Consider the following 21,411-nt stretch of genomic DNA (forward strand, 5'->3'; position numbering starts at 1 on the left):
TTCACTCACACCTTCGTTTCTTGCGCCAGGCGACCCGGCACACCGCCGATCGAACCCGCGCCCATCGTGATCACCACATCGCCGTCGCGCACCACTGCTGAGAGCGCGTCCGGCACTTCATCAACCGTATCGACAAACACCGGTTCGACCTTGCCCGCCACGCGCAACGCGCGCGCGAGAGCGCGGCCATCCGCGGCGACGATCGGCGCTTCGCCGGCCGAATAAACTTCGGTCAGCACGAGCGCGTCGACGGTCGACAGCACCTTCACAAAATCTTCGAAGCAATCGCGCGTACGCGTGAAGCGGTGCGGCTGGAAGGCCAGCACCAGACGCCGCCCCGGAAACGCGCCACGCGCCGCCGCAACCGTTGCCGCCATTTCGACCGGGTGATGGCCGTAATCGTCGACCAGCGTGTATGCGCCGGCCGGATTGCCTTCCGATACGACCGGCACTTCGCCGTAGCGCTGGAAGCGTCGGCCCACGCCGTTGAAATCCGCCAGCGCTCGCTGGATATCGGCATCTTTCACTTCAAGTTCAGTCGCAATTGCAATTGCGGCCAAAGCGTTCTGCACGTTGTGCTCGCCCGGCAGGTTCAAGACGATGTCGATCGGCGCCGCGTCTTCGCGCATTGCCGTGAAATGCATCTTGCCGCCGTGCGCTTCGACGTTGACCGCGCGCACCTGCGCGTCCGGCGCAAAGCCGTAACGGATGATCGGCTTCGACACGAACGGCAGGATCTCCTTCACGTTCGGATCGTCGACGCACAGCACCGCGATGCCATAGAACGGCAGGCGGTGCGTGAATTCGATGAACGCCTGCTTGAGCCGCGCGAAGTCGTGGCCGTAGGTGTCCATGTGATCGGCGTCGATGTTCGTGATGACTTCGATCACCGGGAACAGATTCAGGAACGACGCATCCGACTCGTCCGCTTCGGCGACGATGAAATCACCCGTACCCAGACGCGCATTCGCGCCCGCGCTGATCAGGCGACCGCCAATCACGAACGTCGGATCGAGCCCGCCCGCCGCCAGCACGCTCGCCACTAGCGAGGTGGTCGTGGTCTTGCCGTGCGTGCCGGCAATCGCGATGCCCTGTTTCAGGCGCATCAGTTCCGCGAGCATCACGGCGCGCGGCACGATCGGAATGTGGCGATGACGCGCGGCCAGCACTTCCGGGTTGTCGCTGCGCACTGCTGTGGAAACAACCACAGCGTTCGCGCCTTCGATGTTCTCCGCCGCATGGCCGATCGCGATGCGTGCGCCGAGTGCGGCGAGGCGATCGGTGATCGCGTTGCTCGACAAATCCGAGCCGCTCACCTGATAGCCGAGGTTGACCAGCACCTCCGCGATGCCGCTCATGCCGACACCGCCGATGCCGACAAAGTGAATGTGTTTGACGATGTGTTTCATTGCTTTCCTTCTGGGCTCGCGCCCGAAATCGAACCCGCCACAGTCGCGCAAATCTTTGCGACCTGTTCCGTGGCGTCGGGTTTCGCGAGCGAGCGCGAACGCTCTGCCATCTCTGCGAGGGTTTCTCGCGTCTGGCTGCGCAACCAGTCGGCGAGCATTTCCGCCGACAGATCGCGTTGCTGCACGACCAGCGCCGCGCCGTTGTCGGCGAGGAACGCTGCATTAGTGGTTTGGTGATCGTCTACTGCAAACGGGAACGGCACGAAGAATGCCGCCACGCCTACTGCTGAAATCTCCGACACGGTCATCGCACCCGAACGGCAGATCACCAGATCCGCATTCGAGTACGCGCTTGTCATGTCGTCGATGAAAGGCACGAGTTCCACATCGGCACCGGCCTGCAGGCCCGCTGCCGCATAGTTCTCGCGCAGTGCTTCAATATGCTTCGCGCCCGCCTGATGCACGATGCGCGGACGTTCATTCGGCGCCAGCAGCGCAACCGCGCGCGGCACCACTTCATTCAACGCCGCCGCGCCCAGACTGCCGCCCACCACCAGTACATTCAACGGACCGCTGCGCTCTGCGTAGCGTGCTTTGGGTGCAATCGCGCCCGCAAGTTCCGCACGAATCGGGTTTCCGGTCCATTCGCCATGCGGTAGCGCATTCGGAAATGCAACCAGCACGCGTTTCGCAACTTTCGCGAGCACCTTGTTGGCGAGACCCGCAATCGAATTCTGTTCATGCAGCACCAGCGGACGACCGCTCAATGCGGTCATCAAACCCGCAGGGAACGTGATGTAACCGCCCATGCCGAGCACGACGTCCGGCTTCACGCGACGCAGCACGCTCAAACTCTGCGAGCAGGCGCGCAGCAGATTGAGCGGCAGCATCAGCTTGGTCTTCAGGCCCTTGCCGCGCAGTCCGCCGAAGCGCACGTATTCCATCGGGATGCCGTGCTTCGGCACCAGCGTGGCTTCCATGCCCGCCGGATTGCCGAGCCATACGACCTTCCAGCCCCACGCCTGCATCAGGTGCGCGACCGCGAGCCCCGGGAACACGTGTCCCCCGGTGCCACCGGCCATCACCATCAGCGTGCGTTGCGGGAGAGCCGTCATACCTTCCCTCCGCGCATCAACACCCGGTTCTCGTAATCGACACGCATCAACACCGCCACCGCCACGCAGTTCAGCACGATGCCCGAGCCGCCGTAGCTAACGAGCGGCAACGTGAGACCTTTAGTCGGCAATAGACCGAGGTTCACGCCCATGTTGATAAAGGTCTGCGCGCCGAACCAGATGCCGACGCCCTTCGCGACCAGCCCGGCAAACGTGCGGTCGAGTGCGAGCGCCTGACGGCCGATCTCGAACGAACGGCGCACGATCCAGTAAAACATCAGGATCACGACCAGCACGCCGACAAAACCCAGTTCCTCGCCGATCACCGCGAGGATGAAGTCGGTATGCGCTTCCGGCAAATAGTTGAGCTTCTCGACACTGCCGCCCAGGCCCACGCCAAACCATTCGCCGCGCCCGAAAGCGATCAGCGAATGCGTTAATTGATAAGCCTTGCCTTGCGCGTATCGGTCGTCCCACGGATCGAGGTAAGCGAAGATCCGCTCACGACGCCACGGTGATGCCCATACCAGCAAGCTGAACGTACCGACTGCAGTCGCCACGAGGCCGCCGAACAGCTTGCCGTTCACGCCGCCGAGGAACAGCACGCCCATCGCGATCGCAGCGATCACCATGAACGCGCCCATGTCCGGTTCGAGCAGCAGCAACGCGCCGACGAGACCCACTGCCACCGCCATCGGCAGAAAGCCCTTGGCGAAGCTGTGCATGTATTCCTGCTTGCGCACCGTGTAGTTCGCCGCGTAAATCGTCACGGCCAGCTTCATGATTTCCGACGGCTGCATGTTCGTAATGCCGAGCGGAATCCAACGACGCGCGCCGTTCACGCCCTTACCGATGTGCGGGATCAGCACGATCACCAGCGCGGCCAGCGAAATCAGGAACAGCTTTGGCGCGTACTTATCCCACGTCGAGATCGGAATGCGAAACGACACGACGCCGATCACCGAGCCCATCACCACGAAAATGATCTGACGCACGAGGAAGGCGTAGTCGCGGTACGACGCGTACTTCGGCGAATCGGGCATCGCTATCGACGCCGAATACACCATCACGACGCCGAGCCCGAGCAACGCGACGACCACCCACAGCAGCGAGTGATCGTAGTCGAGCATCCGCGAGCGCAGCGGACGCACGCCGTTCACGGCGCTCGCGAGACCGCTGCCGCCGGTGCGGCTTGAGGTGCGGCCCGTGCTACCCATATCGCCGTTGCCGGCACGGGAGCCGGCCAGGCGCGAACCGAAGCGTTCCGACCAGCTCATATCATCGTCCCCCGTTCAGCCGCGATGTCTTCCACCGTGCTGCGGAACACCGCCGCGCGATGGGCGTAACCCTTGAACATGTCAAAGCTCGCGCACGCCGGCGACAGCAACACGGCGTCCCCGGGTTGCGCCAATGCGGTGGCGGCCCGCGTCGCGTCTTCGAGCGTCACGTGGTCGGTCATCGCGATGCCGGTGTCTTCCAGCGCGGCGCGAATCTGAGGTGCGTCGCGGCCGATCAGCATCACGGCGCGGCACCAGCGCATCACCGGCTCGGCGAGCGGCTCGAAATCCTGGCCCTTGCCGTCGCCACCGGCGATCAGGACCGCGCGCTGGGCGAGGCCGTCGAGCGCAGCAACCGTCGCGCCGACATTGGTGCCCTTGCTGTCGTCGACGTAATCGACGCCTTCGATCGATGCGATCAATTCAACCCGATGCGGCTCGCCACGATATTCGCGCAGACCGTGCAGGAGCGGTGCGCCAGGCAGACCGATCGCGCGCGCCAATGCGTACGCAGCCAATGCGTTGGCGGCGTTGTGCAGGCCGCGGATACGCAATGCATCCGCAGGCATCAGGCGTTTGAGCGCGATGTTCTTCGGTGCCGCCACTTCGTTCTTGCGACGGCGCGTCGGCGCGGGTTCGTCGCTGACGTCGCGATCGTGCGCTTCGACCAGCCAGATCATGCCGTTGTCGCGCAGCAGGCCATAGTCGCCGTCGTTCTTCGGCTCGGTCACGCCGAACGTGACCATTGCGACGTCGCCGTCCGAAGGCGTGAGCGCCATCACTCGGGCGTCATCGCGATTCAATACGCGCACGGTTTGTGTACCGAAGATGCGGCCCTTCGCAGCGGCGTATGCATCCAGGCCACCGTGCCAGTCCAGGTGATCCTGCGTGATGTTCAAAACGACCGCTGCATCCGGCGTAAACGTATGGGCGGTTTCCAGCTGGAAGCTCGACAGTTCCAGCACCCACACGTCAGGCAACGCGGTGTTGTCGATCGCTTCGCTGAGCTTGTCCAGTGCCGCCGGGCTGATGTTGCCCGCCACCGCGACCTTCTTGCCGGCGCGTTCGCACAAGAGGCCAGTGAGGCTCGTCGTCGTGGTCTTGCCGTTGGTGCCGGTGATCGCGATCACCTTTGGCGCATAGCCGCTTTCGCCAAGCGTCTTCAATGCTTGCGCGAAGAATTCGAGTTCGCCCCACACGGGGATGTCTCGCTCACGCGCCGCAGTGATGAGCGGCAGCAAGTCAGCGGCGAGCGGCGACAACCCCGGGCTGATCGCCACGAGTTCGACACCTTCGAGCAACGAGAGCGAGAACGGGCCGCCGACGAATTCGGCATCGACACTGTGCGCTTCCAGCGCGGACAGGTTCGGCGGCACCTCGCGCGTATCGGCCACACGCAGCCGACAGCCGTGCCGCGCGCACCAGCGCGCCATCGCGAGACCGGATTCACCGAGTCCCAGCACGAGCACCATCGGCTTTTGCCGATCCCGAAACTTCTCGCCAAACATCGCCTGCTTCCCCTAAATACGACTTAACGCAACTTGAGCGTGGACAAACCGAACAGACACAGCATCAGGGTGATGATCCAGAAGCGCACCACCACCTGCGTTTCCTTCCAACCCGACAATTCAAAATGGTGATGCAGCGGCGCCATCTTGAAGAGACGCCGCCCTTCGCCGAAGCGGCGCTTGGTGAACTTGAACCACGTCACCTGCAACATCACGGAAAGCGTCTCCGCGACGAAAATGCCGCCCATGATGAAGAGCACGATTTCCTGACGCACGATCACGGCGACCGTGCCAAGCGCGCCGCCGAGCGCGAGCGCCCCGACGTCGCCCATGAACATCTGCGCCGGGTGCGTGTTGAACCAAAGGAACGCGAGCCCTGCCCCGCCCATCGCCGAACAGAAGATCAGCAATTCACCGGCACCGGGGATATGCGGAAACAGCAGGTACTTCGAATAGACCGAACTACCCATCACATAAGCGAACACACCGAGCGATGCACCGACCAGCACGACCGGCATGATCACGAGGCCGTCGAGACCATCGGTGAGATTGACCGCGTTACTCGCGCCGACGATCACCAGATACGTCAGCACGATGAAGCCCCACACGCCGAGCGGATAGCTGATCGATTTGACGAACGGCAGCATCAGGTCGGCGCGCGCCGGCAAGCCCATCGACAAACCGCTGCGCACCCACGCCATAAACAGGTCGAACACGCGCACGTTGCTCGCTTCGGACACGCTGAACGCGAGATACACCGCCGCGAACAGGCCGATCACCGACTGCCAGAAATACTTTTCACGCGACGACATCCCACGCGGGTCCTTGTAGACCACCTTGCGGTAATCGTCGACCCAGCCGATCACGCCGAAACCGAACGTGACGAGAATCACGATCCAGATGAAACGGTTCGTCAGATCGGCCCACAGCAACGTTGCCACGGCGATGCCGAGCAGAATCAACACGCCGCCCATCGTCGGCGTACCGGATTTGACGAGGTGCGTTTGCGGACCGTCTTTACGAACGGCCTGACCGACCTTCATCGCGGTCAGCTTGCGGATCACCGCCGGGCCACAGACGAGCCCGATCAGCAGTGCGGTGATGGTGGCCATCACCGCACGGAAAGTCAGATAACTGAACACGCGCAAGAAGCTTGCGTCATTCTGCAGCCATTGCGCCAGCGCCAGTAGCATGCTTCGGTCCTTCTATTTCAATGTGCAGCAGGCGTATTGCCCGCTGCGTTGGGTTGTGGACTCGTTACGGCGTCCACCACGCGTTCCATTTGCATGAAGCGCGAGCCTTTCACGAGAAGCGTTGCAGCGGCGCCAAAACCCGCCTGCTGCAATTGCGCGACCAGCGTGCCGACATCGGCCACGTGATGCGCTCCCGTGCCATACGCGGCGCAGGCGTCGCGCGAGGCGTCGCCCATGGCGTACAGCACGTCGATACCGCGTTCTTTGGCGTAGGCACCGATTTCACGGTGAAACGCCGGGCCGTTGTCGCCGACTTCGCCCATGTCGCCCATCACCAGCACGCGCGGTGATTCGCGCGACGCGAGCACGTCGATCGCCGCACGCATCGAGTCGGGATTCGCGTTGTAGGTGTCGTCGATCACCGTTGCGCCGGCGAGTGTGCCGAGCGCGGCGCGCTTCACCTGCAAACGGCCTTTCACGGCGCCGAACGATTCGAGGCCGCGCTTGATCGCGTCGAGCGACACGCCTGCAGCGAGCGCGGCGGAAGTCGCGGCCAACGCGTTGTGCGCGTTGTGGTTGCCGAGCACTTGCAGCGTGACGTCGACGTGGCCTTCCGGTGTGTCGATGCTCAGAACGTTGCCGGTGAACGTGCCGGTTACGGCGGCTTCGGTCACGCGCTCGGCGGTGTTCAAGGCGAAGTCGATGATGCGGTTGCCGGTTGCGGCGACGCGCCAGATGCTTGCGTAGGCATCATCGGCCGGGAACACGGCGACGCCTTCCGGCGTGAGCGCGTGAATCACGCTGGCGTGTTCGAGCGCAACGGCTTCGACTGTCGCCATGAATTCCTGATGCTCGCGCTGTGCGTTGTTCACCACCGATACCGTCGGCTCGGCGATCTTCGCGAGCAGCGAGGTCTCGCCCGGATGGTTCATGCCGAGTTCGACCACCGCCAGTTGATGCGCGGCGTGCAGACGGAACAGCGTGAGCGGCAAGCCGATATCGTTGTTGAAGTTGCCAGCAGTCGCGAGGCGTGCGTCCGCGCCGACCGCAGCGGCGAAGATCGATGCGATCATTTCCTTGACCGTCGTCTTGCCGTTGCTGCCCGTCACGGCGACGAGCGGCATGCTGAATTTGCGCCGCCAGCCGCGTGCAAGTGCACCGAGGGCGACACGCGTATCGGCTACGCGCAAAGCGGGCACATGCCAGTCTTGAGGCGTGCGCGTCACCAGCGCTGCCGTGACGTTGCGCGACGCGACTTCCGGCAGGAAATCGTGCGCATCGAAACGATCACCCTTGATCGCGACGAACAGATCGCCCGGACCGGCGCTACGGCTATCGGTCGAAACGCGTTCGAACGTGACGCTATCGTCACCCAGCACGGTTGCGCCGGGGATCAGCGCGGCTGCTTCACGCAGCGAGAACATTGCGGTACGCCGCCCGGTCATTCGCCACCTCCGCGTGCGTGCGTCGCCCGTGCGGCGAGCGCAAGGCGAGCATGGTCCTGATCGGAAAACGCGCGTTTCTTACCCATGATTTCCTGTGTTGCTTCGTGCCCCTTGCCGGCCAGCACGATGACATCTTCGCGCGCGGCGCAGCGGATCGATTGCAGGATCGCACTTGCGCGGTCTTCGATGCGACGGGCCTTCGACGCGTCTTTCATGCCTGCGGCAATCTGCTCGATGATCGACTGCGGATCTTCGCTGCGCGGGTTGTCGCTGGTTACGACGACGCCGTCAGCGAGCTTCTCGGCGATCGCGCCCATCAGCGGACGCTTGGTCGCGTCGCGGTCGCCACCACAGCCGAACATGCAGATCAGTTCGCCACCGCGGGCGGCCGCCATCGGGCGCAGTGCTTCCAGGGTCTTTTCCAGCGCGTCCGGCGTGTGTGCGTAATCGATCACGACGAGCGGCTCGTCGTTCTGCAAGCGGCCGCCGAGACGCTGCATGCGGCCATTTACCGGCTCGAGCTTCGCCAGTTCGGCAAGCGCGGCGTCAAAGGGCACATCAGCGGCAAGCAATGCGCCGAGTACGCCGAGCAGATTACTGACGTTGAAAGCGCCGAGCGTTTGCACTTCGACGTCGGCATTGCCCCAGTCGGATGTGGTCAGGTGAAACGCGGTGCCGATCGCGGTGGCGCGCACGTTCGAGGCGAGCAGCAACGCGTCGGCTTGCGGCGCGTCTTTGAGCGCTTCGTCGAGACCGAAGGCGATCGTGCGAGCATGGCCCTTCGTGCTCGCGAGCAGCCGACGACCTGCAGCGTCGTCACGGTTGATCACCGCGGCGCGCAGTTCCGGCCATGCGAAAAGACGCGCCTTCGCCGTTTCGTACGCTTCGAACGTGCCGTGATAGTCGAGGTGGTCCTGCGTGAGATTCGTGAACACGGCGATGTCGAACGCCGTGCCGTTCACACGGCCTTGATGCAGCGCGTGCGACGACACTTCCATCGCCACCGCCTGAGCGCCGGCGTCGCGCAATTGCGCAAGACTGCGTTGCAGTTGCGGCGCATCGGGCGTCGTGAAACCGGTGTGTACGAGTTGACCCGGCAGACCGGTGCCGAGCGTGCCGATGATCGCGCAACGCTTGCCGAGCGCGGTCAAGGCCGCCGAGATCCATTGGCTGCAGGAGGTCTTGCCGTTCGTGCCGGTGATACCGACCGTCAGCATGCCGTCGCTCGGATCGTTATACCAGGCGCTCGCAATCGAACCGGCGAGTTCGTTCAACGCCGGCACGGCCAGCGTAGTGGACGGATCGATCGCACCGCTGAAGCCTTCCGGCTGAACCAGCACGGCTGCGGCGCCACGCTCGATCGCGCCGTCGATGAACGGACGGTTGTCCGCGCCGTCGACCGCATAGGCGAAAAACGCGTCGCCCGCCGCAAGCGAACGCGTGTCGGCGTGCAGATGCGCGCCTGGCTGCACGCGAGCGTGCAGCCAGTTGAGTGCGTCGGCAATTTGCCGGTGCGCTGGGTGCTTCTTACGCAGCGCGCTCATCGCACAACTCCGGGATGGCTTTTCGCGTTGGCTGAAATCGTCATTTTCTTCGCGCCGGCGCTGGTGGAAAGTTTCTTGACCGTTGCGGGCGAGGGCGGTGCGCCTGGCGCTGCAGGCGCCGAGTCGTCCGACACGACCATCTGTTTGACCGGCATATCCGGCGGCACATTCAGCGAACGCAGCGTGTCGCCGACGATCGCCGAGAACACCGGACCGGACACCTGACCGCCGAAGTGGCTGCCCGCCGTCGGTTCGTCGACCGACACGGCGACGACGATGCGCGGATTCGGCATCGGCGCCATGCCGACGAACGAAGCGCGGTACTTGGAGTGGTCGTAGCCGTGAGCGCCGTGCTTGTACGCGGTACCGCTCTTACCGCCGACGCGATAGCCCGGCACGGCCGCATCCGGCGACGTGCCGCCAGGCGCCGTGACAGTTTCGAGCATCGCGCGCACTTCGCGAGCGGTGGTGGGCGCGAAAATTTGCGGCCCCGTGGCCGGCTGATCGCCAGGCGTGCGGAAAATCGACACCGGCATGATCTCGCCGTCATGCGCGATCGCGGTGTACGCACGGCCCAACTGGAACAGCGACACTGACAAGCCGTAGCCGTACGACATGGTCGCCTGTTCGATGCGGCGCCAGCTCTTCCACGGACGCAGACGGCCCGCCGCCGCGCCCGGGAAGCCGACCTTCGGCGCCTGGCCGAGACCGATGCTGGTGTACATGTTCCACATCTCTTCGGGCTTGAGCTGCATCGCGATCTTCGTCGCGCCGATGTTGCTCGACTTCTGGATCACGCCGCCTACTGTCAGCACGCCGAACGCGCTGTCGTCGGTAATTGGCGCACCGTCGAGCACAAAGCGGCCCGGCCCCGTATCTACCAGTGTAGTCGGCGTCACGCGGTGCAGATCGAGCGCGAGCGACACCGTGAACGGCTTCATGATCGAACCCGGCTCGAAGGTATCCGTGAGAATGCGGTTGCGCAGTTGGTCGCCCGTGAGGTGCGAACGGTCGTTCGGGTTGTACGTCGGGTAGTTAACCAGTGCGAGCACTTCGCCGGTCCGCACGTCGATCACCATCGCCGCGCCGGCCTTCGCCTTGAATTTCTCGACGGCCGCTTTCAGGTTCGTATACGCGATGTACTGGATCTTGCTGTCGATCGAGAGATCGACGTCCTGGCCGTTGTGCGGCACGACCTGTTCGTCCACGTCCTCGATGATGTGGCCCATGCGGTCTTTAATGACGCGGCGGCTGCCCGACATGCCGGCCAGCAACTTCTGATCGCCGAGTTCGACGCCTTCCTGGCCCTCGTCTTCCACATTGGTGAAGCCGATCAGGTGAGCCGTGATCTCGCCTTCCGGATAAAAGCGCTTGTACTCGTCGCGTGCGTAAATGCCGGGGATGTCCAGCTCGGTGACTTTCTCGGCGACGTCGACCGGCACCTGCCGCTTCACGTAGACGAAGTTCTTGTCCTCGGACAGCTTGGCGCGCAACTCCTTGTTCGTCATGCCGAGCAGCTTGCCGAGCTGATTCAGCTTGTCGGCCCCGAGGTCGTCCGGCACCGAATCGGGAATTGCCCAGATCGCGCGCACCGGCAGACTCGTGGCGAGCACGAGGCCGTTGCGGTCGAGAATCTTGCCGCGCGTGGCCGGCAGTTCGAGCCGGCGCTGATAGCGGATTTCACCCTGCTTCTGATAGAAGGCGTTGCCCGGCCCCTGAATCCAGAAGGCGCGCGCGGTCAGCGCGACAAACGCCATGAACAGCATGAACACGACGAGTTTCGAGCGCCACATGGGCAGGCGCACCGACAGGATCGGGTTCGCCGAAAAGGCGACGCTTTTGCGAGTCGACGATTTTTTCATCGCACGCCTCCGCGACGGCTCGCGACCGGCGCCGACGCCGGGCCGGAAGTCGGGATCGGTGCGTCCTCAGCCTTGGCGGCACCCGGGTCGAGCGTCAGGTACTGGGTGCGCCCGGTCGTGACCGACTGCATCTTCAGGGAATCAGTGGCGATCTGCTCGATACGCGACGTCTTCGACAACGCGCTCTGCTGATATTGAAGCTGTGAATAATCCTGCTGCAACTGACGCTCCTGCGATTGCGCGCGTTGCAACTGGATAAAGATCTGACGCTGCTGATTGGTAGCGTTGACGACCGACAAAGCGCAGCCCATCACGATCATCAGCAGGAAGATATTGAGGCGGCTCATGGTGCGATCCGCTCCGCCACACGCATCACGGCAGAACGGGCGCGCGGGTTCGCGGCGACTTCAGCGTCGCTGGCGAACACGCGGCCAATGATTTTGAGCGGAGGGCTCGGCAGATCGACCGCACGAATCGGCAGACGGCGATCCACCGCAGGCGTACTGGCGTGCGCCTGCATGAATCGTTTGACGATCCGGTCCTCGAGCGAATGAAAGCTGATGACCACCAGCCGCCCCCCTTGCTCCAACAGCGACAACGCTGCTTCTAAAACGACTTGCAGCTCCGCAAGCTCTTGATTGATGTGAATCCGTATAGCTTGAAAGGTGCGGGTTGCCGGATCCTTGCCCTTCTCACGGGTTTTGACGACGTTAGCCACGATTTGGGCAAGCTCGCCCGTGCTGACGAGAGGCCCAAGACGGTCGGACTCTGCCCGGCGAGCAACAAGCGCCTTTGCAATCTGAAAAGCAAACCGTTCTTCCCCATAATCTCGTATCACCTCCGTCAGTTCCTGCACCGTGGCCCGCGCCAGCCAGTCAGCCGCAGACTCGCCGCGCGTCGGGTCCATCCGCATGTCGAGCGGGCCGTCGGCGCGGAAACTGAAACCCCGCTCCGGGTCGTCGACTTGCGGCGACGACACGCCCAGATCCAGCAAAACACCCGACACCCGCCCTACCCCCCGCTCCGCAATCGCGTCACGCAGTGAAGCAAAACTCTCGTGCACGATGCCAAAGCGCGGATCCGCAATCTGCTGGGCCGTGGCGATGGCGAGCGGGTCTTTGTCGAACGCGATCAGGCGTCCGGCTTCACCCAGCTTCTCCAGCACCAGGCGGCTATGACCGCCGCGCCCAAACGTACCGTCCACATAAACGCCGTCCGCGCGCGTGACCAGCGCTTCGACCGCCTCTTCCAGCAGCACCGTGCGATGCTGCAATTCGTTTCCCATCGCAGGTGCCATATATGTAGTCCGCGATCAGAACGTGAAATTCTTTAACGCTTCGGGCATGCCCTCAGCGATCGCTGCCTGTTCCTTTGCTGCGTAAATTTGTGCGTCCCACAATTCAAAGTGACGACCCATGCCGAGCAGGTTCACTTCCTTTTCCAGCGAGCCGGCCGCGCGCAATTCCGGCGACACGAGCACGCGGCCCGCGCCGTCCATATCGACGTCCATGGCATTGCCGAGAAAAATGCGCTTCCACCAGGCCGCGTTCATAGGCAACTTGTCGACCTTGTCGCGAAAGATCTCCCATTCCGGGCGCGGAAAGAGCAACAGGCAGCCGTCCGGGTGCTTGGTGATCGTCACCCGGCCCTCTGCCTGTGTTTGCAGCGCATCCCGATAGCGAGAGGGAATCGACATCCGCCCTTTCGCATCGAGCGTCAGCGCCGACGCCCCTTGGAACACTTCGCTCTCCCGTGCCGGCGTTTTTTTCGCCGGCTGTCCGATTCGTGAAAATCTACCCGAAACCGCCTGTGAGATCACACAAAAAAACACTTTCTCACACTGTCTCCCACTTTAGAGTAACGCTAAACAGGGGTCAAGGGAGATGCGCGCTTTTCGAGCGAATTTTGTTTGTTAGAACAAGGACTTAGCGCGACTCCTTCACGTCAGACATAAAACGGAAAACCGTTATAAATGAATGAGCTAGTGAATCTTGTGAAGGTGATACGTGAAAAGTGCGAGGGAAAGGCGCGGAATGTAAGAGATCGTGAAGCGGGATCGGGAGGTGTTTGCTAGCGTTCCGGGTATTTCAAGCGGACGGCGCGCGAGGCGCCGCCCCACTCTCAGGCGGTGCGTGAGCAGCGGTCTCGGACTTATATGTAGTAGGCGGTGCGTGTCATGACTTTCGATACCGCTCGCATCAGCGCTCGCGCAGGGAACGGTAGCTCGACGCCACCCGCGTCCATGGCGGATTTGCCGTGCTCCGCTTCATCTACGCGCATCTGCTCGACGATCGCGCGCGACTCGCGGTCGGCCTCGGGCAACTGATCCAGATGACTATCCAGATGCTGCTCGACCTGGCGCTCGGTTTCGGCCATGAAGCCGAGACTCACCCGATCACCCAGGCGGCCTGCCGCGAGGCCGATTGCCAGCGCACCTGTATACCAGAGCGGGTTCAACAGACTTGGACGTGAATCGAGCGCCTCGAGGCGTTTGGCGGTCCACGCCAGATGATCCTCTTCTTCCGTGGCAGCGTGATTAAACACAGCTCGCAAAGACGGCGACCTGGTAGCAAGTTTTTGAGCCTGATAAAGCGCTTGGGCGCACACCTCACCGACGTGGTTCACACGCATCAAACCGGCCGCATGCGCGCGTTCCGCCGGGGAGAGCTCGGCAGGCTCCGCCGCCGATTCTTGCGGAATCGGCAATGGACGACTCATCCGCGACACGCCGGTCATTGAGCGTAAACCCCTATCAAACTCGCTAATCAACTCGTCCAGAAACATTCAGCACTCCCTGATTCGACAACCGCCCCGCCGCGTTGACAGGTCCCCGCGACAAGGCTTTGCGGGGTAAACCCGGCTTCGCGAAGGCCTTGAATTCAAACGATTCCGACGGCCAATTTCAGATTTTAGACCATGTTGCGTAAACGAAACAGGACCGGTCCTGGCCGTCTCCTTTTTCTTTGTGCCATGTAGGCCTTTTGTTACATTACGTGCAACTTCTCGCGAAGTTGGACAAGCAAGGCCTCAACGCTAGACAAATATTCGCCTTGTACAAAAGATTCGTAATCCTTGGAGATCATTCGATGAAAAAGTCGCTTCTCGCTCTCGCAGCACTGGGCGCATTCGCAGGCGTCGCTCATGCTCAGAGCAGCGTGACCCTGTACGGTATTATTGATGAAGGCTTCAACATCAACACCAACGCTAACGGCAAGCACCTGTACAACCTGTCCAGCGGCGTTCTGCAAGGCTCGCGCTTCGGCCTGCGCGGCACGGAAGATCTGGGCGGTGGTTTGAAGGCAATCTTCGTGTTGGAAAACGGCTTTGACGTGAACACCGGCAAGCTGGGTCAAGGCGGCCTGATGTTTGGTCGTCAAGCTTACGTCGGCCTGTCGACGAGCCAGTTCGGCACGGTTACGCTGGGTCGTCAGTACGACTCCGTGGTTGACTATGTCGGTCCGCTGGAAGCCGGTGACCAATGGGGTGGCTCCATCGCAGCTCACCCGAGCGACCTCGACAACTTCAACAACTCGTTCCGCACCAACAACACGGTCAAGTACACGAGCGCAAACTACGGCGGCCTGACGTTCGGCGGCACGTACAGCTTCGGCGGTCAAGCCGGCAATTTCTCGCAGAACCAGATCTGGTCGTTGGGCGCTGGCTACAACAACGGCCCTCTCGTTCTCGGCGTTGGTTACTTGAACGCACGCACCCCGGCAAATTCGGGCGGCCTGTTCAACACGCCTGCCACGCCGTCTGCGGCAGCCGCAGCTGTGACGTCGGGCGTGTACACCGGCTTCGCGTCGGCTAACACGTACCAAGTCATTGGTGCAGGCGGTGCATACACGTTCGGCGCAGCAACGATCGGCGCAACGTACTCGAATATCCGCTTCGGGAACTTGGGCGCTACGTACCATTCGCCGTTCGCGGGCCAATCGGCTACGTTCAACAATGCGGAACTCAACTTCAAGTATCAGTTGACCCCGGCGTTACTGGTCGGCGCAGCATATGACTACACCCGCGGTGCGGAAATCCAAGGTCAATCGCGCGCTCAGTACCACCAAGGTGCAGTTGGCGTGGATTACTTCCTGTCCAAGCGTACCGACGTGTACGTGACGGGTGTGTACCAGCACGCTTTGGGCGAGACGCTGAACACTGCAGGTGGCCTGACTCCTGCAACTGCATCCATCGCCAGCATCACCCCGTCGGCGAACCAGAACCAGTTCACGGCTCGCATCGGTATCCGCCACAAGTTCTAATAAGTCGTAATAAAGCAGTTTGCCTCAAAGGCGCCTTCGGGCGCCTTTTTTTATGGCCGCGCACCCGCGCAGATCGGACTTGGTTGGCGTGGAGGCAACATGCCAAAAAGAAAGGCCCGGCAGACTTCCGTCTGTCGGGCCTTTCTCTTTCTTTCGTGCAATGCTTTACTTCGCGCCCGCTTTGGTCGGGCCGATGGGCCTGATGCGCTTACGCCCGGCCGTCGCGCAACTCGCGACGCAGAATCTTGCCGACATTGCTCTTGGGCAGTTCAGTCCGGAATTCGACGATCTTCGGCCGCTTGTAGCCGGTCAATTGCTGTTTGCAATACGCGAAGATGTCCGCATCGGTGAGCGCCTGGTCCTTCTTCACGACAAACAGCTTCACCGCTTCGCCTGAATGCTGATCCGGCACACCGACCGCGGCGACTTCGAACACGCCCGGCAGCTTGGCAACCACGTCCTCAATCTCGTTCGGATAGACGTTGAAGCCGGAGACCAGAATCATGTCCTTCTTCCGATCGACGATCTTGACGAAGCCATTTTCGTTCATCAAGCCGACATCGCCCGATTTGAAGAAGCCATCCGGCGTCATGACCTTGGCCGTTTCGTCCGGACGGTTCCAGTAACCCGCCATCACCTGCGGCCCGCGGATGCAGATTTCTCCCGGCTGGCCGAGCGGCACCTCGTTGCCTTCGTCGTCGCGAATCGAGATTTCCGTCGACGGCAGCGGCAAACCGATCGTACCGCTATATTCCGTGACGGTGACCGGATTGCAGGTGACGCACGGCGAGGTCTCCGACAGACCGTAGCCCTCGATGATCGGCGTGTGCGTATGCTCGAACCAGCGCTTGGCGACCGCTTCCTGCACCGCCATACCGCCGCCATTTGCCGCGATCAGCTTCGAAAAATCGAGTTTGTGGAAGTCCGGGCTGTTCAACATCGCGTTGTACAGCGTGTTGACGGCGGGAATCGTCGTGATCGGATAGCCTTCGAGCGCCTTGATCATGCCGGGGATATCGCGCGGATTCGGAATCAGCACGCCGAGGCCGCCAGTACGGATCGTCAACAGCCCGCAGACCGTCAGCGCAAAGACGTGATAAAGCGGCAACGCAACAACCGTGACGAACTGATCGATGTCCTTGCGATTAGCGCGAACCGGATCGAGCCAGATTTCCGACTGCAGCACGTTGGCGATCAGATTCCGATGCAAAAGCGTCGCGCCCTTGGCCACGCCGGTTGTGCCGCCCGTGTACTGGAGAAACGCGACGTCGTCCGGACCTTGCTGGATCGGCTTGAAATTCTGACGGCTACCCTCGGCGATCGCGTTGTTGAATTTGACGTGACCCGGCAGACTCCACGCCGGCACCATCTTCTTCACGCGCCGCACGACGAAGTTCACCAGCGTGCCCTTTATGCCCATCAGATCGCCCATTGCTGCGACGACGACGTGCTTGACCGACGTATTACGCACGATCGCCTGCAGCGTGACAGCGAAGTTCTCGAGCAGGATGATCGCTTCCGCGCCGCTGTCCTTGAGCTGATGCTCGAGCTCCCGCGGGGTGTAGAGCGGGTTCACATTCACTACAACGTAGCCCGCGCGCAAGATCGCCGCAATCGCGACAGGATATTGCAGCACGTTCGGCATCATGATCGCAATGCGCGCGCCGCGGGCGAGGCCCTTCGACTGAAACCACGCGGCCAGCTTGCGCGAGAGCGTGTCGAGCTCGCCGTAGCTGATCTCCTTGCCCATGCAGACGAACGCCGGTTTGGCGCGGTGATCACGGAACGCTTCTTCGAGCAGTTCGGCGACGGACGAATAGCGAGTCGGGTCAATCTCTGCGGGAACGCCGGGTGGATAAGATTTCAGCCAGATTTTGTCCATGCAGCGTCTCCTCCTTTATTTTCGAATGGTCGTGCTAAAAACGCATCGTAGCATGGGCATCCCTGTGTTATTCGTGAAAAGCGGCCAGGTTAGACTGCAACCTCGAACCCGTTAAGAGCCGTTGCAGCGGGATTTTTGAACGTGTTTTCAGGCGCGTTCGACTTCGACGAGGCAGTCGTAGAACGTGGCTGATCCACCCAGATCGGTGAGCGCCTGGCTGGTGACCTGATTGGCGTTGCAGCCGTCAGGCGCGAGCTTCTTCCACCAGATTGACAGGCCGACCACGAGCCCTTTACGCGTCTTGTCGGTGACACGGGCGCGCGCCTGCATCGCGCCACGATCGTTGAATATGCGCACCTGGTCACCGTCGGCGATGTTTCGCTGCTGCGCGTCGGACGGATGGATGTCCAGGTGCGGCTCGCCTTCTGTCGAGCGCAGGCTTTCGATGTTGACGAAGGTGCTGTTCAGGAAGTTACGGGCAGGCGGCGAGATCATCGCAAGCGGGTAACGAGCGGCGAGCTCAGGCGCACCGTCTTCGGATTCGTAAGGCGGCAGGTAGTCGGGCAACGGATCGAGCCCTTGCTGCGCGAGGCGCTCGCTGAAGAACTCGCATTTACCGGACGGCGTGCGAAAGCCGCCCTCTGCGAATGGCGCGTCAGGCAGATTCAGCGCTGCCCAGCCGGTCTTCTTTATCGAGTCCCAGGTCACGCCTTCCAGCGTTTTGTCGTTCCAGCGGAAAGCAGACTGCGCGATAGCGTCGTCACTCTCGTAAAGCGCCGGTTCCTGCAGGCCCATGTGGCGCGCCAGGCCGCGAAAGATTTCCGTGTTCGGGCGTGCATCGCCGACCGGCGCGATCGCCGGCAAGTTGGCCATCACGTGGGTGTGTCCGTACGACTTGTGCACGTCGAGATGCTCCAACTGCGTCGTGGCAGGCAAAAGCAGATCGGCGTAGTCCGCGGTGTCGGTCTGAAAGTGCTCGAGGACGATCGTGAACAGGTCTTCGCGTGCAAAACCTGCGGCGACCCGTTCCGAGTCCGGCGCGACCGCAACAGGATTCGAGTTATAGACGATGATCGCCTCAACTTTCGGGCCGAACGTGGCATCGCCCGGATGCAGCAACGCGTCGCCAATTGCGTTCATATTGATGACGCGCGAAGTCCTGGCGGGCCAGCCCGGCATCAGGTCCGGGCGCTGCAACGCGTGCGAGTCCACTGGCGCCCATCCGCCCGAAGACAGCAACACACCACCCGCCCGCTCGCGCCATGCACCTGTCAGCGAAGGTAAGCAGGCGATTGCGCGCACAGCGTTACCGCCGCCACGCACCCGCTGCAGGCCATAGTTCATCCGGATCGCGGCCTTTTTCGTGCTGCCGTAAAGGCGCGCAAGATCGACGATCACCTGCTCGTCGACACCGCAGATTTGAGCAGCACGTGATGGCGGATAACTGAGCGCGCGGACCTTCAGTTCAGCAAAGCCCAAGGTATGAGCCGCGATGTAGGCATGATCGAGAAGATTCTCCGTGATCAACACGTTCATCATGCCGAGCGCCAAAGCGCCGTCGGTTCCCGGTTTCAGTGCAATGTGCTGGTGGCATTTTTCCGCCGTCAGCGACCGGTACGGATCGATCGCGATCAGCCTTGCGCCGCGACGCTTGGCTTCCTGGGCGCGTGTCCAGAAGTGCAGGTTTGACGCAATGGGATTCGAGCCCCAGATCAGGATGACTTCGCTTTCGCCGAAAAACTCGGTGAGCATGCCAATGCCGGCGCCGTAGGTGTATTTCAGCCCCGCCGCACCGGCGGCGGCACAAATCGTGCGGTCTAACTGCGATGCGCCGAGTTTGTGAAAGAACCGTTGCGCAATGCTGTCGCCTTGAACCAGGCCCATCGTACCGGCGTAGCTGTAGGGCATGATGGCTTCGGGCACACGGTTTGCGATCTCCGACAGGCGTGCTGCGGCCAACTCGAACGCCTCATCCCAACTAATCGGCTCAAAACGGCCTTCGCCTTTGCGGCCGACGCGCTTCATCGGGGTCGTCAACCGATGCGGATGGTGCACCCGCTCGGCATAGCGGCTGACCTTGGTACATAGCGCGCCTTGAGTCGGCGGGTGATCGGGATCGCCAACGACCTTGATCGCCCGTCCGCCTTCGACGGTCACGCGCATCGCGCAGGTATCAGGGCAATCGTGCGGGCACACCGCGCGGGCGAATTCAGTCGGAGCATTCATCGGCGATCCGTCCAGGGGAGTGTTAAGCGGCGGGGCAATCCCGAATTTTATTACTTCCGTGGCCCGTTGACCTGCATGGTGCCGCCAAAAACGCCTTCGGCGTAGAATCGGTTATCAACGTGCCCGGGCAATACGGCCCCGAGCGATTCCACGCAAAGCAAAGCACAAGCGCACCATCATGAAACTGATCCCTGAAATTCAGGCCGCTCACGGCGAAATTCAAACCCTTCGACGAACGATTCATGCCCACCCCGAGTTGCGTTACGAAGAAACAGCAACAGCGGATCTGGTTGCCAGGACACTGGAGTCTTGGGGCATCGAAACTCATCGCGGATTGGGCAAAACGGGCGTAGTCGGCGTACTGAAGCGCGGCAACGGATCGCGCTCGATCGGACTGCGCGCAGACATGGACGCGTTGCCGATTCAGGAGCTAAACAGCTTCGACCATCGCTCGCAGAACGACGGCAAAATGCACGCGTGCGGCCATGACGGACATACTGCGATGCTGCTTGGCGCGGCGCGGCATCTGGCCAAGCACGGAGAATTTGACGGCACGATCGTATTCATCTTTCAACCGGCAGAAGAAGGCGGTGCCGGCGCACAGGCAATGATCGACGATGGCCTGTTTACGAAGTTTCCGGTCGATGCAGTCTTCGGCATTCACAACTGGCCGGGCATGCCGTCAGGCCACTTCGGCGTGACCGAAGGCCCGATCATGGCGTCCAGCAACGAATTTCGCATTGAAATCAAAGGCGTGGGTTCACACGCGGCACTGCCGCACAACGGACGCGACCCCGTGTTCACCGCGGTTCAGATTGCGAGCGGGCTGCAAAGCATCATCACGCGAAACAAGAAACCGCTCGATACCGCCGTGTTGTCGATCACCCAGATTCACGCCGGCGACGCCCTCAATGTCGTCCCGGACAATGCGTGGATCGCAGGGACCGTGCGCACGTTTACCACCGAAACGCTCGATCTGATCGAAACACGCATGCGCAAGATCGCCCAGAGCACGGCCGAGGCTTACGATTGTTCGGTCGATATCCACTTCCATCGAAACTACCCGCCGACCATCAACAGTAGCGAAGAGACCCGCTTCGCGGCGGCGGTCATGAAGGAAATTGTCGGCGCGGAAAATGTCGATGACGCGGTCGAACCGACGATGGGCGCCGAGGATTTTTCATTCATGCTGCTGGCGAAGCCGGGCTGTTACGCATTTCTCGGTAACGGCGACGGTGGGCACCGGGACTCAGGACATGGTGCCGGGCCTTGCATGCTGCATAACGCGAGCTATGACTTCAACGACGAGCTATTGCCAATCGGCTCGACGTATTGGGTTCGGCTGGCGCAGCGATTTCTGGCACAGGAGAAATAAAGCGGCTGATTAGGTCTGGGTGACCGCTTATGCTTCGGCCGTCGCTGCAGTTGCACTTATGTCAACACGCGGCGCTACTAACGTTGGACGTGCTTATCTAGTTGACGGGGTACGCGAACGCGCTGCGGATCGGGAAGGAGTGACACCGGAAGAACAGGAGCCGCACCGGACAGGGTCTCACGGCGGCGATGTTTTCTGCGCCTGTTTTTTGTGCCGCGTAAACGCAGAAACCCCACCTTTGTGGGGTGGGGTTTCTGGTCTTGCAGGGGAGCCTGACGATTACCTACTTTCACACGGGAATCCGCACTATCATCGG

At 61.8% G+C, this 21,411-nt stretch carries 16 protein-coding genes; 2 read left to right on the forward strand and 14 right to left on the reverse strand.

The genetic code is table 11. The annotated features are described in order from the left end of the window. Window positions 1-5: 5 nt before the first annotated feature. The 12 genes from murC to coq7 all read right to left on the reverse strand — a co-directional run bounded on the left by murC (window position 6) and on the right by coq7 (window position 14,137). Window positions 6-1,409, reverse strand: a complete 1,404-nt coding sequence (gene murC, locus M0D64_RS18050; RefSeq protein WP_266258721.1) for a UDP-N-acetylmuramate--L-alanine ligase — start codon at window positions 1,407-1,409, stop codon at window positions 6-8. After that, complete coding sequence (gene murG / locus M0D64_RS18055; RefSeq protein WP_266258722.1) at window positions 1,406-2,524, reverse strand: undecaprenyldiphospho-muramoylpentapeptide beta-N-acetylglucosaminyltransferase; 1,119 nt, start codon at window positions 2,522-2,524, stop codon at window positions 1,406-1,408. Before murG ends, murC begins: the two co-directional genes overlap by 4 nt. Beyond that, window positions 2,521-3,801, reverse strand: coding sequence for a putative lipid II flippase FtsW (gene ftsW, locus M0D64_RS18060; protein WP_266258723.1), 1,281 nt, complete (start codon window positions 3,799-3,801; stop codon window positions 2,521-2,523). The genes murG and ftsW overlap by 4 nt, the downstream gene beginning before the upstream one ends. Then, entirely contained in the window at window positions 3,798-5,309 is a 1,512-nt protein-coding gene (gene murD / locus M0D64_RS18065) for a UDP-N-acetylmuramoyl-L-alanine--D-glutamate ligase (protein ID WP_266258724.1), read from the reverse strand. Before murD ends, ftsW begins: the two co-directional genes overlap by 4 nt. A 23-nt stretch (window positions 5,310-5,332) precedes the next feature. After that, complete coding sequence (gene mraY / locus M0D64_RS18070; RefSeq protein WP_154558156.1) at window positions 5,333-6,502, reverse strand: phospho-N-acetylmuramoyl-pentapeptide-transferase; 1,170 nt, start codon at window positions 6,500-6,502, stop codon at window positions 5,333-5,335. 17 nt (window positions 6,503-6,519) lie between these two features. After that, the gene (murF, locus tag M0D64_RS18075; RefSeq protein WP_266258725.1) at window positions 6,520-7,947 is read right to left on the reverse strand and encodes a UDP-N-acetylmuramoyl-tripeptide--D-alanyl-D-alanine ligase; all 1,428 of its coding nucleotides are present in this window, start codon (window positions 7,945-7,947) and stop codon (window positions 6,520-6,522) included. Continuing rightward, a complete protein-coding gene (locus M0D64_RS18080) occupies window positions 7,944-9,491 on the reverse strand; it encodes a UDP-N-acetylmuramoyl-L-alanyl-D-glutamate--2,6-diaminopimelate ligase (RefSeq protein ID WP_266258726.1) in 1,548 nt (515 codons plus the stop codon). Before M0D64_RS18080 ends, murF begins: the two co-directional genes overlap by 4 nt. After that, the gene (locus tag M0D64_RS18085; protein WP_266258727.1) at window positions 9,488-11,353 is read right to left on the reverse strand and encodes a penicillin-binding protein 2; all 1,866 of its coding nucleotides are present in this window, start codon (window positions 11,351-11,353) and stop codon (window positions 9,488-9,490) included. Before M0D64_RS18085 ends, M0D64_RS18080 begins: the two co-directional genes overlap by 4 nt. After that, entirely contained in the window at window positions 11,350-11,700 is a 351-nt protein-coding gene (gene ftsL, locus M0D64_RS18090) for a cell division protein FtsL (RefSeq protein ID WP_115781101.1), read from the reverse strand. Before ftsL ends, M0D64_RS18085 begins: the two co-directional genes overlap by 4 nt. After that, entirely contained in the window at window positions 11,697-12,650 is a 954-nt protein-coding gene (gene rsmH, locus M0D64_RS18095) for a 16S rRNA (cytosine(1402)-N(4))-methyltransferase RsmH (protein WP_154558159.1), read from the reverse strand. The genes ftsL and rsmH overlap by 4 nt, the downstream gene beginning before the upstream one ends. 15 nt (window positions 12,651-12,665) lie before the next feature. Beyond that, the gene (mraZ, locus tag M0D64_RS18100; RefSeq protein WP_025647927.1) at window positions 12,666-13,094 is read right to left on the reverse strand and encodes a division/cell wall cluster transcriptional repressor MraZ; all 429 of its coding nucleotides are present in this window, start codon (window positions 13,092-13,094) and stop codon (window positions 12,666-12,668) included. Window positions 13,095-13,504: 410 nt separating this feature from the next. After that, window positions 13,505-14,137, reverse strand: a complete 633-nt coding sequence (gene coq7 / locus M0D64_RS18105) for a 2-polyprenyl-3-methyl-6-methoxy-1,4-benzoquinone monooxygenase (RefSeq protein ID WP_266258729.1) — start codon at window positions 14,135-14,137, stop codon at window positions 13,505-13,507. Window positions 14,138-14,439: 302 nt separating this feature from the next. Here coq7 and M0D64_RS18110 point away from each other — a divergent pair, with 302 nt between their 5' ends. Beyond that, complete coding sequence (locus M0D64_RS18110) at window positions 14,440-15,612, forward strand: porin (RefSeq protein WP_154558161.1); 1,173 nt, start codon at window positions 14,440-14,442, stop codon at window positions 15,610-15,612. Between the two features lie 208 nt (window positions 15,613-15,820). Here M0D64_RS18110 and M0D64_RS18115 read toward each other — a convergent pair whose 3' ends face one another. After that, on the reverse strand, window positions 15,821-17,494 hold the full coding sequence (locus M0D64_RS18115) for a long-chain fatty acid--CoA ligase (protein ID WP_266258730.1): 1,674 nt from the start codon (window positions 17,492-17,494) through the stop codon (window positions 15,821-15,823). 147 nt (window positions 17,495-17,641) lie between these two features. Then, window positions 17,642-19,720, reverse strand: a complete 2,079-nt coding sequence (locus tag M0D64_RS18120; protein WP_266258731.1) for a molybdopterin-dependent oxidoreductase — start codon at window positions 19,718-19,720, stop codon at window positions 17,642-17,644. Between the two features lie 178 nt (window positions 19,721-19,898). Between M0D64_RS18120 and M0D64_RS18125 the strand changes: the two genes are divergently transcribed. Further along, entirely contained in the window at window positions 19,899-21,095 is a 1,197-nt protein-coding gene (locus tag M0D64_RS18125) for a M20 aminoacylase family protein (protein ID WP_266258732.1), read from the forward strand. Window positions 21,096-21,411: the final 316 nt, after the last annotated feature.

The sequence above is a fragment of the Paraburkholderia sp. WS6 genome, assembly GCF_030464835.1.
In the GTDB taxonomy this organism is placed as follows: domain Bacteria; phylum Pseudomonadota; class Gammaproteobacteria; order Burkholderiales; family Burkholderiaceae; genus Paraburkholderia; species Paraburkholderia madseniana.

Excerpts from the sequence above, each read along its gene's own strand:
- murC (WP_266258721.1), bottom strand. The coding sequence starts at position 1,409 with ATGAAACACATCGTCAAACACATTCACTTTGTCGGCATCGGCGGTGTC.
- murG (WP_266258722.1), bottom strand. The coding sequence starts at position 2,524 with ATGACGGCTCTCCCGCAACGCACGCTGATGGTGATGGCCGGTGGCACC.
- ftsW (WP_266258723.1), bottom strand. The coding sequence starts at position 3,801 with ATGAGCTGGTCGGAACGCTTCGGTTCGCGCCTGGCCGGCTCCCGTGCC.
- murD (WP_266258724.1), bottom strand. The coding sequence starts at position 5,309 with ATGTTTGGCGAGAAGTTTCGGGATCGGCAAAAGCCGATGGTGCTCGTG.
- mraY (WP_154558156.1), bottom strand. The coding sequence starts at position 6,502 with ATGCTACTGGCGCTGGCGCAATGGCTGCAGAATGACGCAAGCTTCTTG.
- murF (WP_266258725.1), bottom strand. The coding sequence starts at position 7,947 with ATGACCGGGCGGCGTACCGCAATGTTCTCGCTGCGTGAAGCAGCCGCG.
- M0D64_RS18080 (WP_266258726.1), bottom strand. The coding sequence starts at position 9,491 with ATGAGCGCGCTGCGTAAGAAGCACCCAGCGCACCGGCAAATTGCCGAC.
- M0D64_RS18085 (WP_266258727.1), bottom strand. The coding sequence starts at position 11,353 with ATGAAAAAATCGTCGACTCGCAAAAGCGTCGCCTTTTCGGCGAACCCG.
- ftsL (WP_115781101.1), bottom strand. The coding sequence starts at position 11,700 with ATGAGCCGCCTCAATATCTTCCTGCTGATGATCGTGATGGGCTGCGCT.
- rsmH (WP_154558159.1), bottom strand. The coding sequence starts at position 12,650 with ATGGCACCTGCGATGGGAAACGAATTGCAGCATCGCACGGTGCTGCTG.
- coq7 (WP_266258729.1), bottom strand. The coding sequence starts at position 14,137 with ATGTTTCTGGACGAGTTGATTAGCGAGTTTGATAGGGGTTTACGCTCA.
- M0D64_RS18110 (WP_154558161.1), top strand. The coding sequence starts at position 14,440 with ATGAAAAAGTCGCTTCTCGCTCTCGCAGCACTGGGCGCATTCGCAGGC.
- M0D64_RS18115 (WP_266258730.1), bottom strand. The coding sequence starts at position 17,494 with ATGGACAAAATCTGGCTGAAATCTTATCCACCCGGCGTTCCCGCAGAG.
- M0D64_RS18120 (WP_266258731.1), bottom strand. The coding sequence starts at position 19,720 with ATGAATGCTCCGACTGAATTCGCCCGCGCGGTGTGCCCGCACGATTGC.
- M0D64_RS18125 (WP_266258732.1), top strand. The coding sequence starts at position 19,899 with ATGAAACTGATCCCTGAAATTCAGGCCGCTCACGGCGAAATTCAAACC.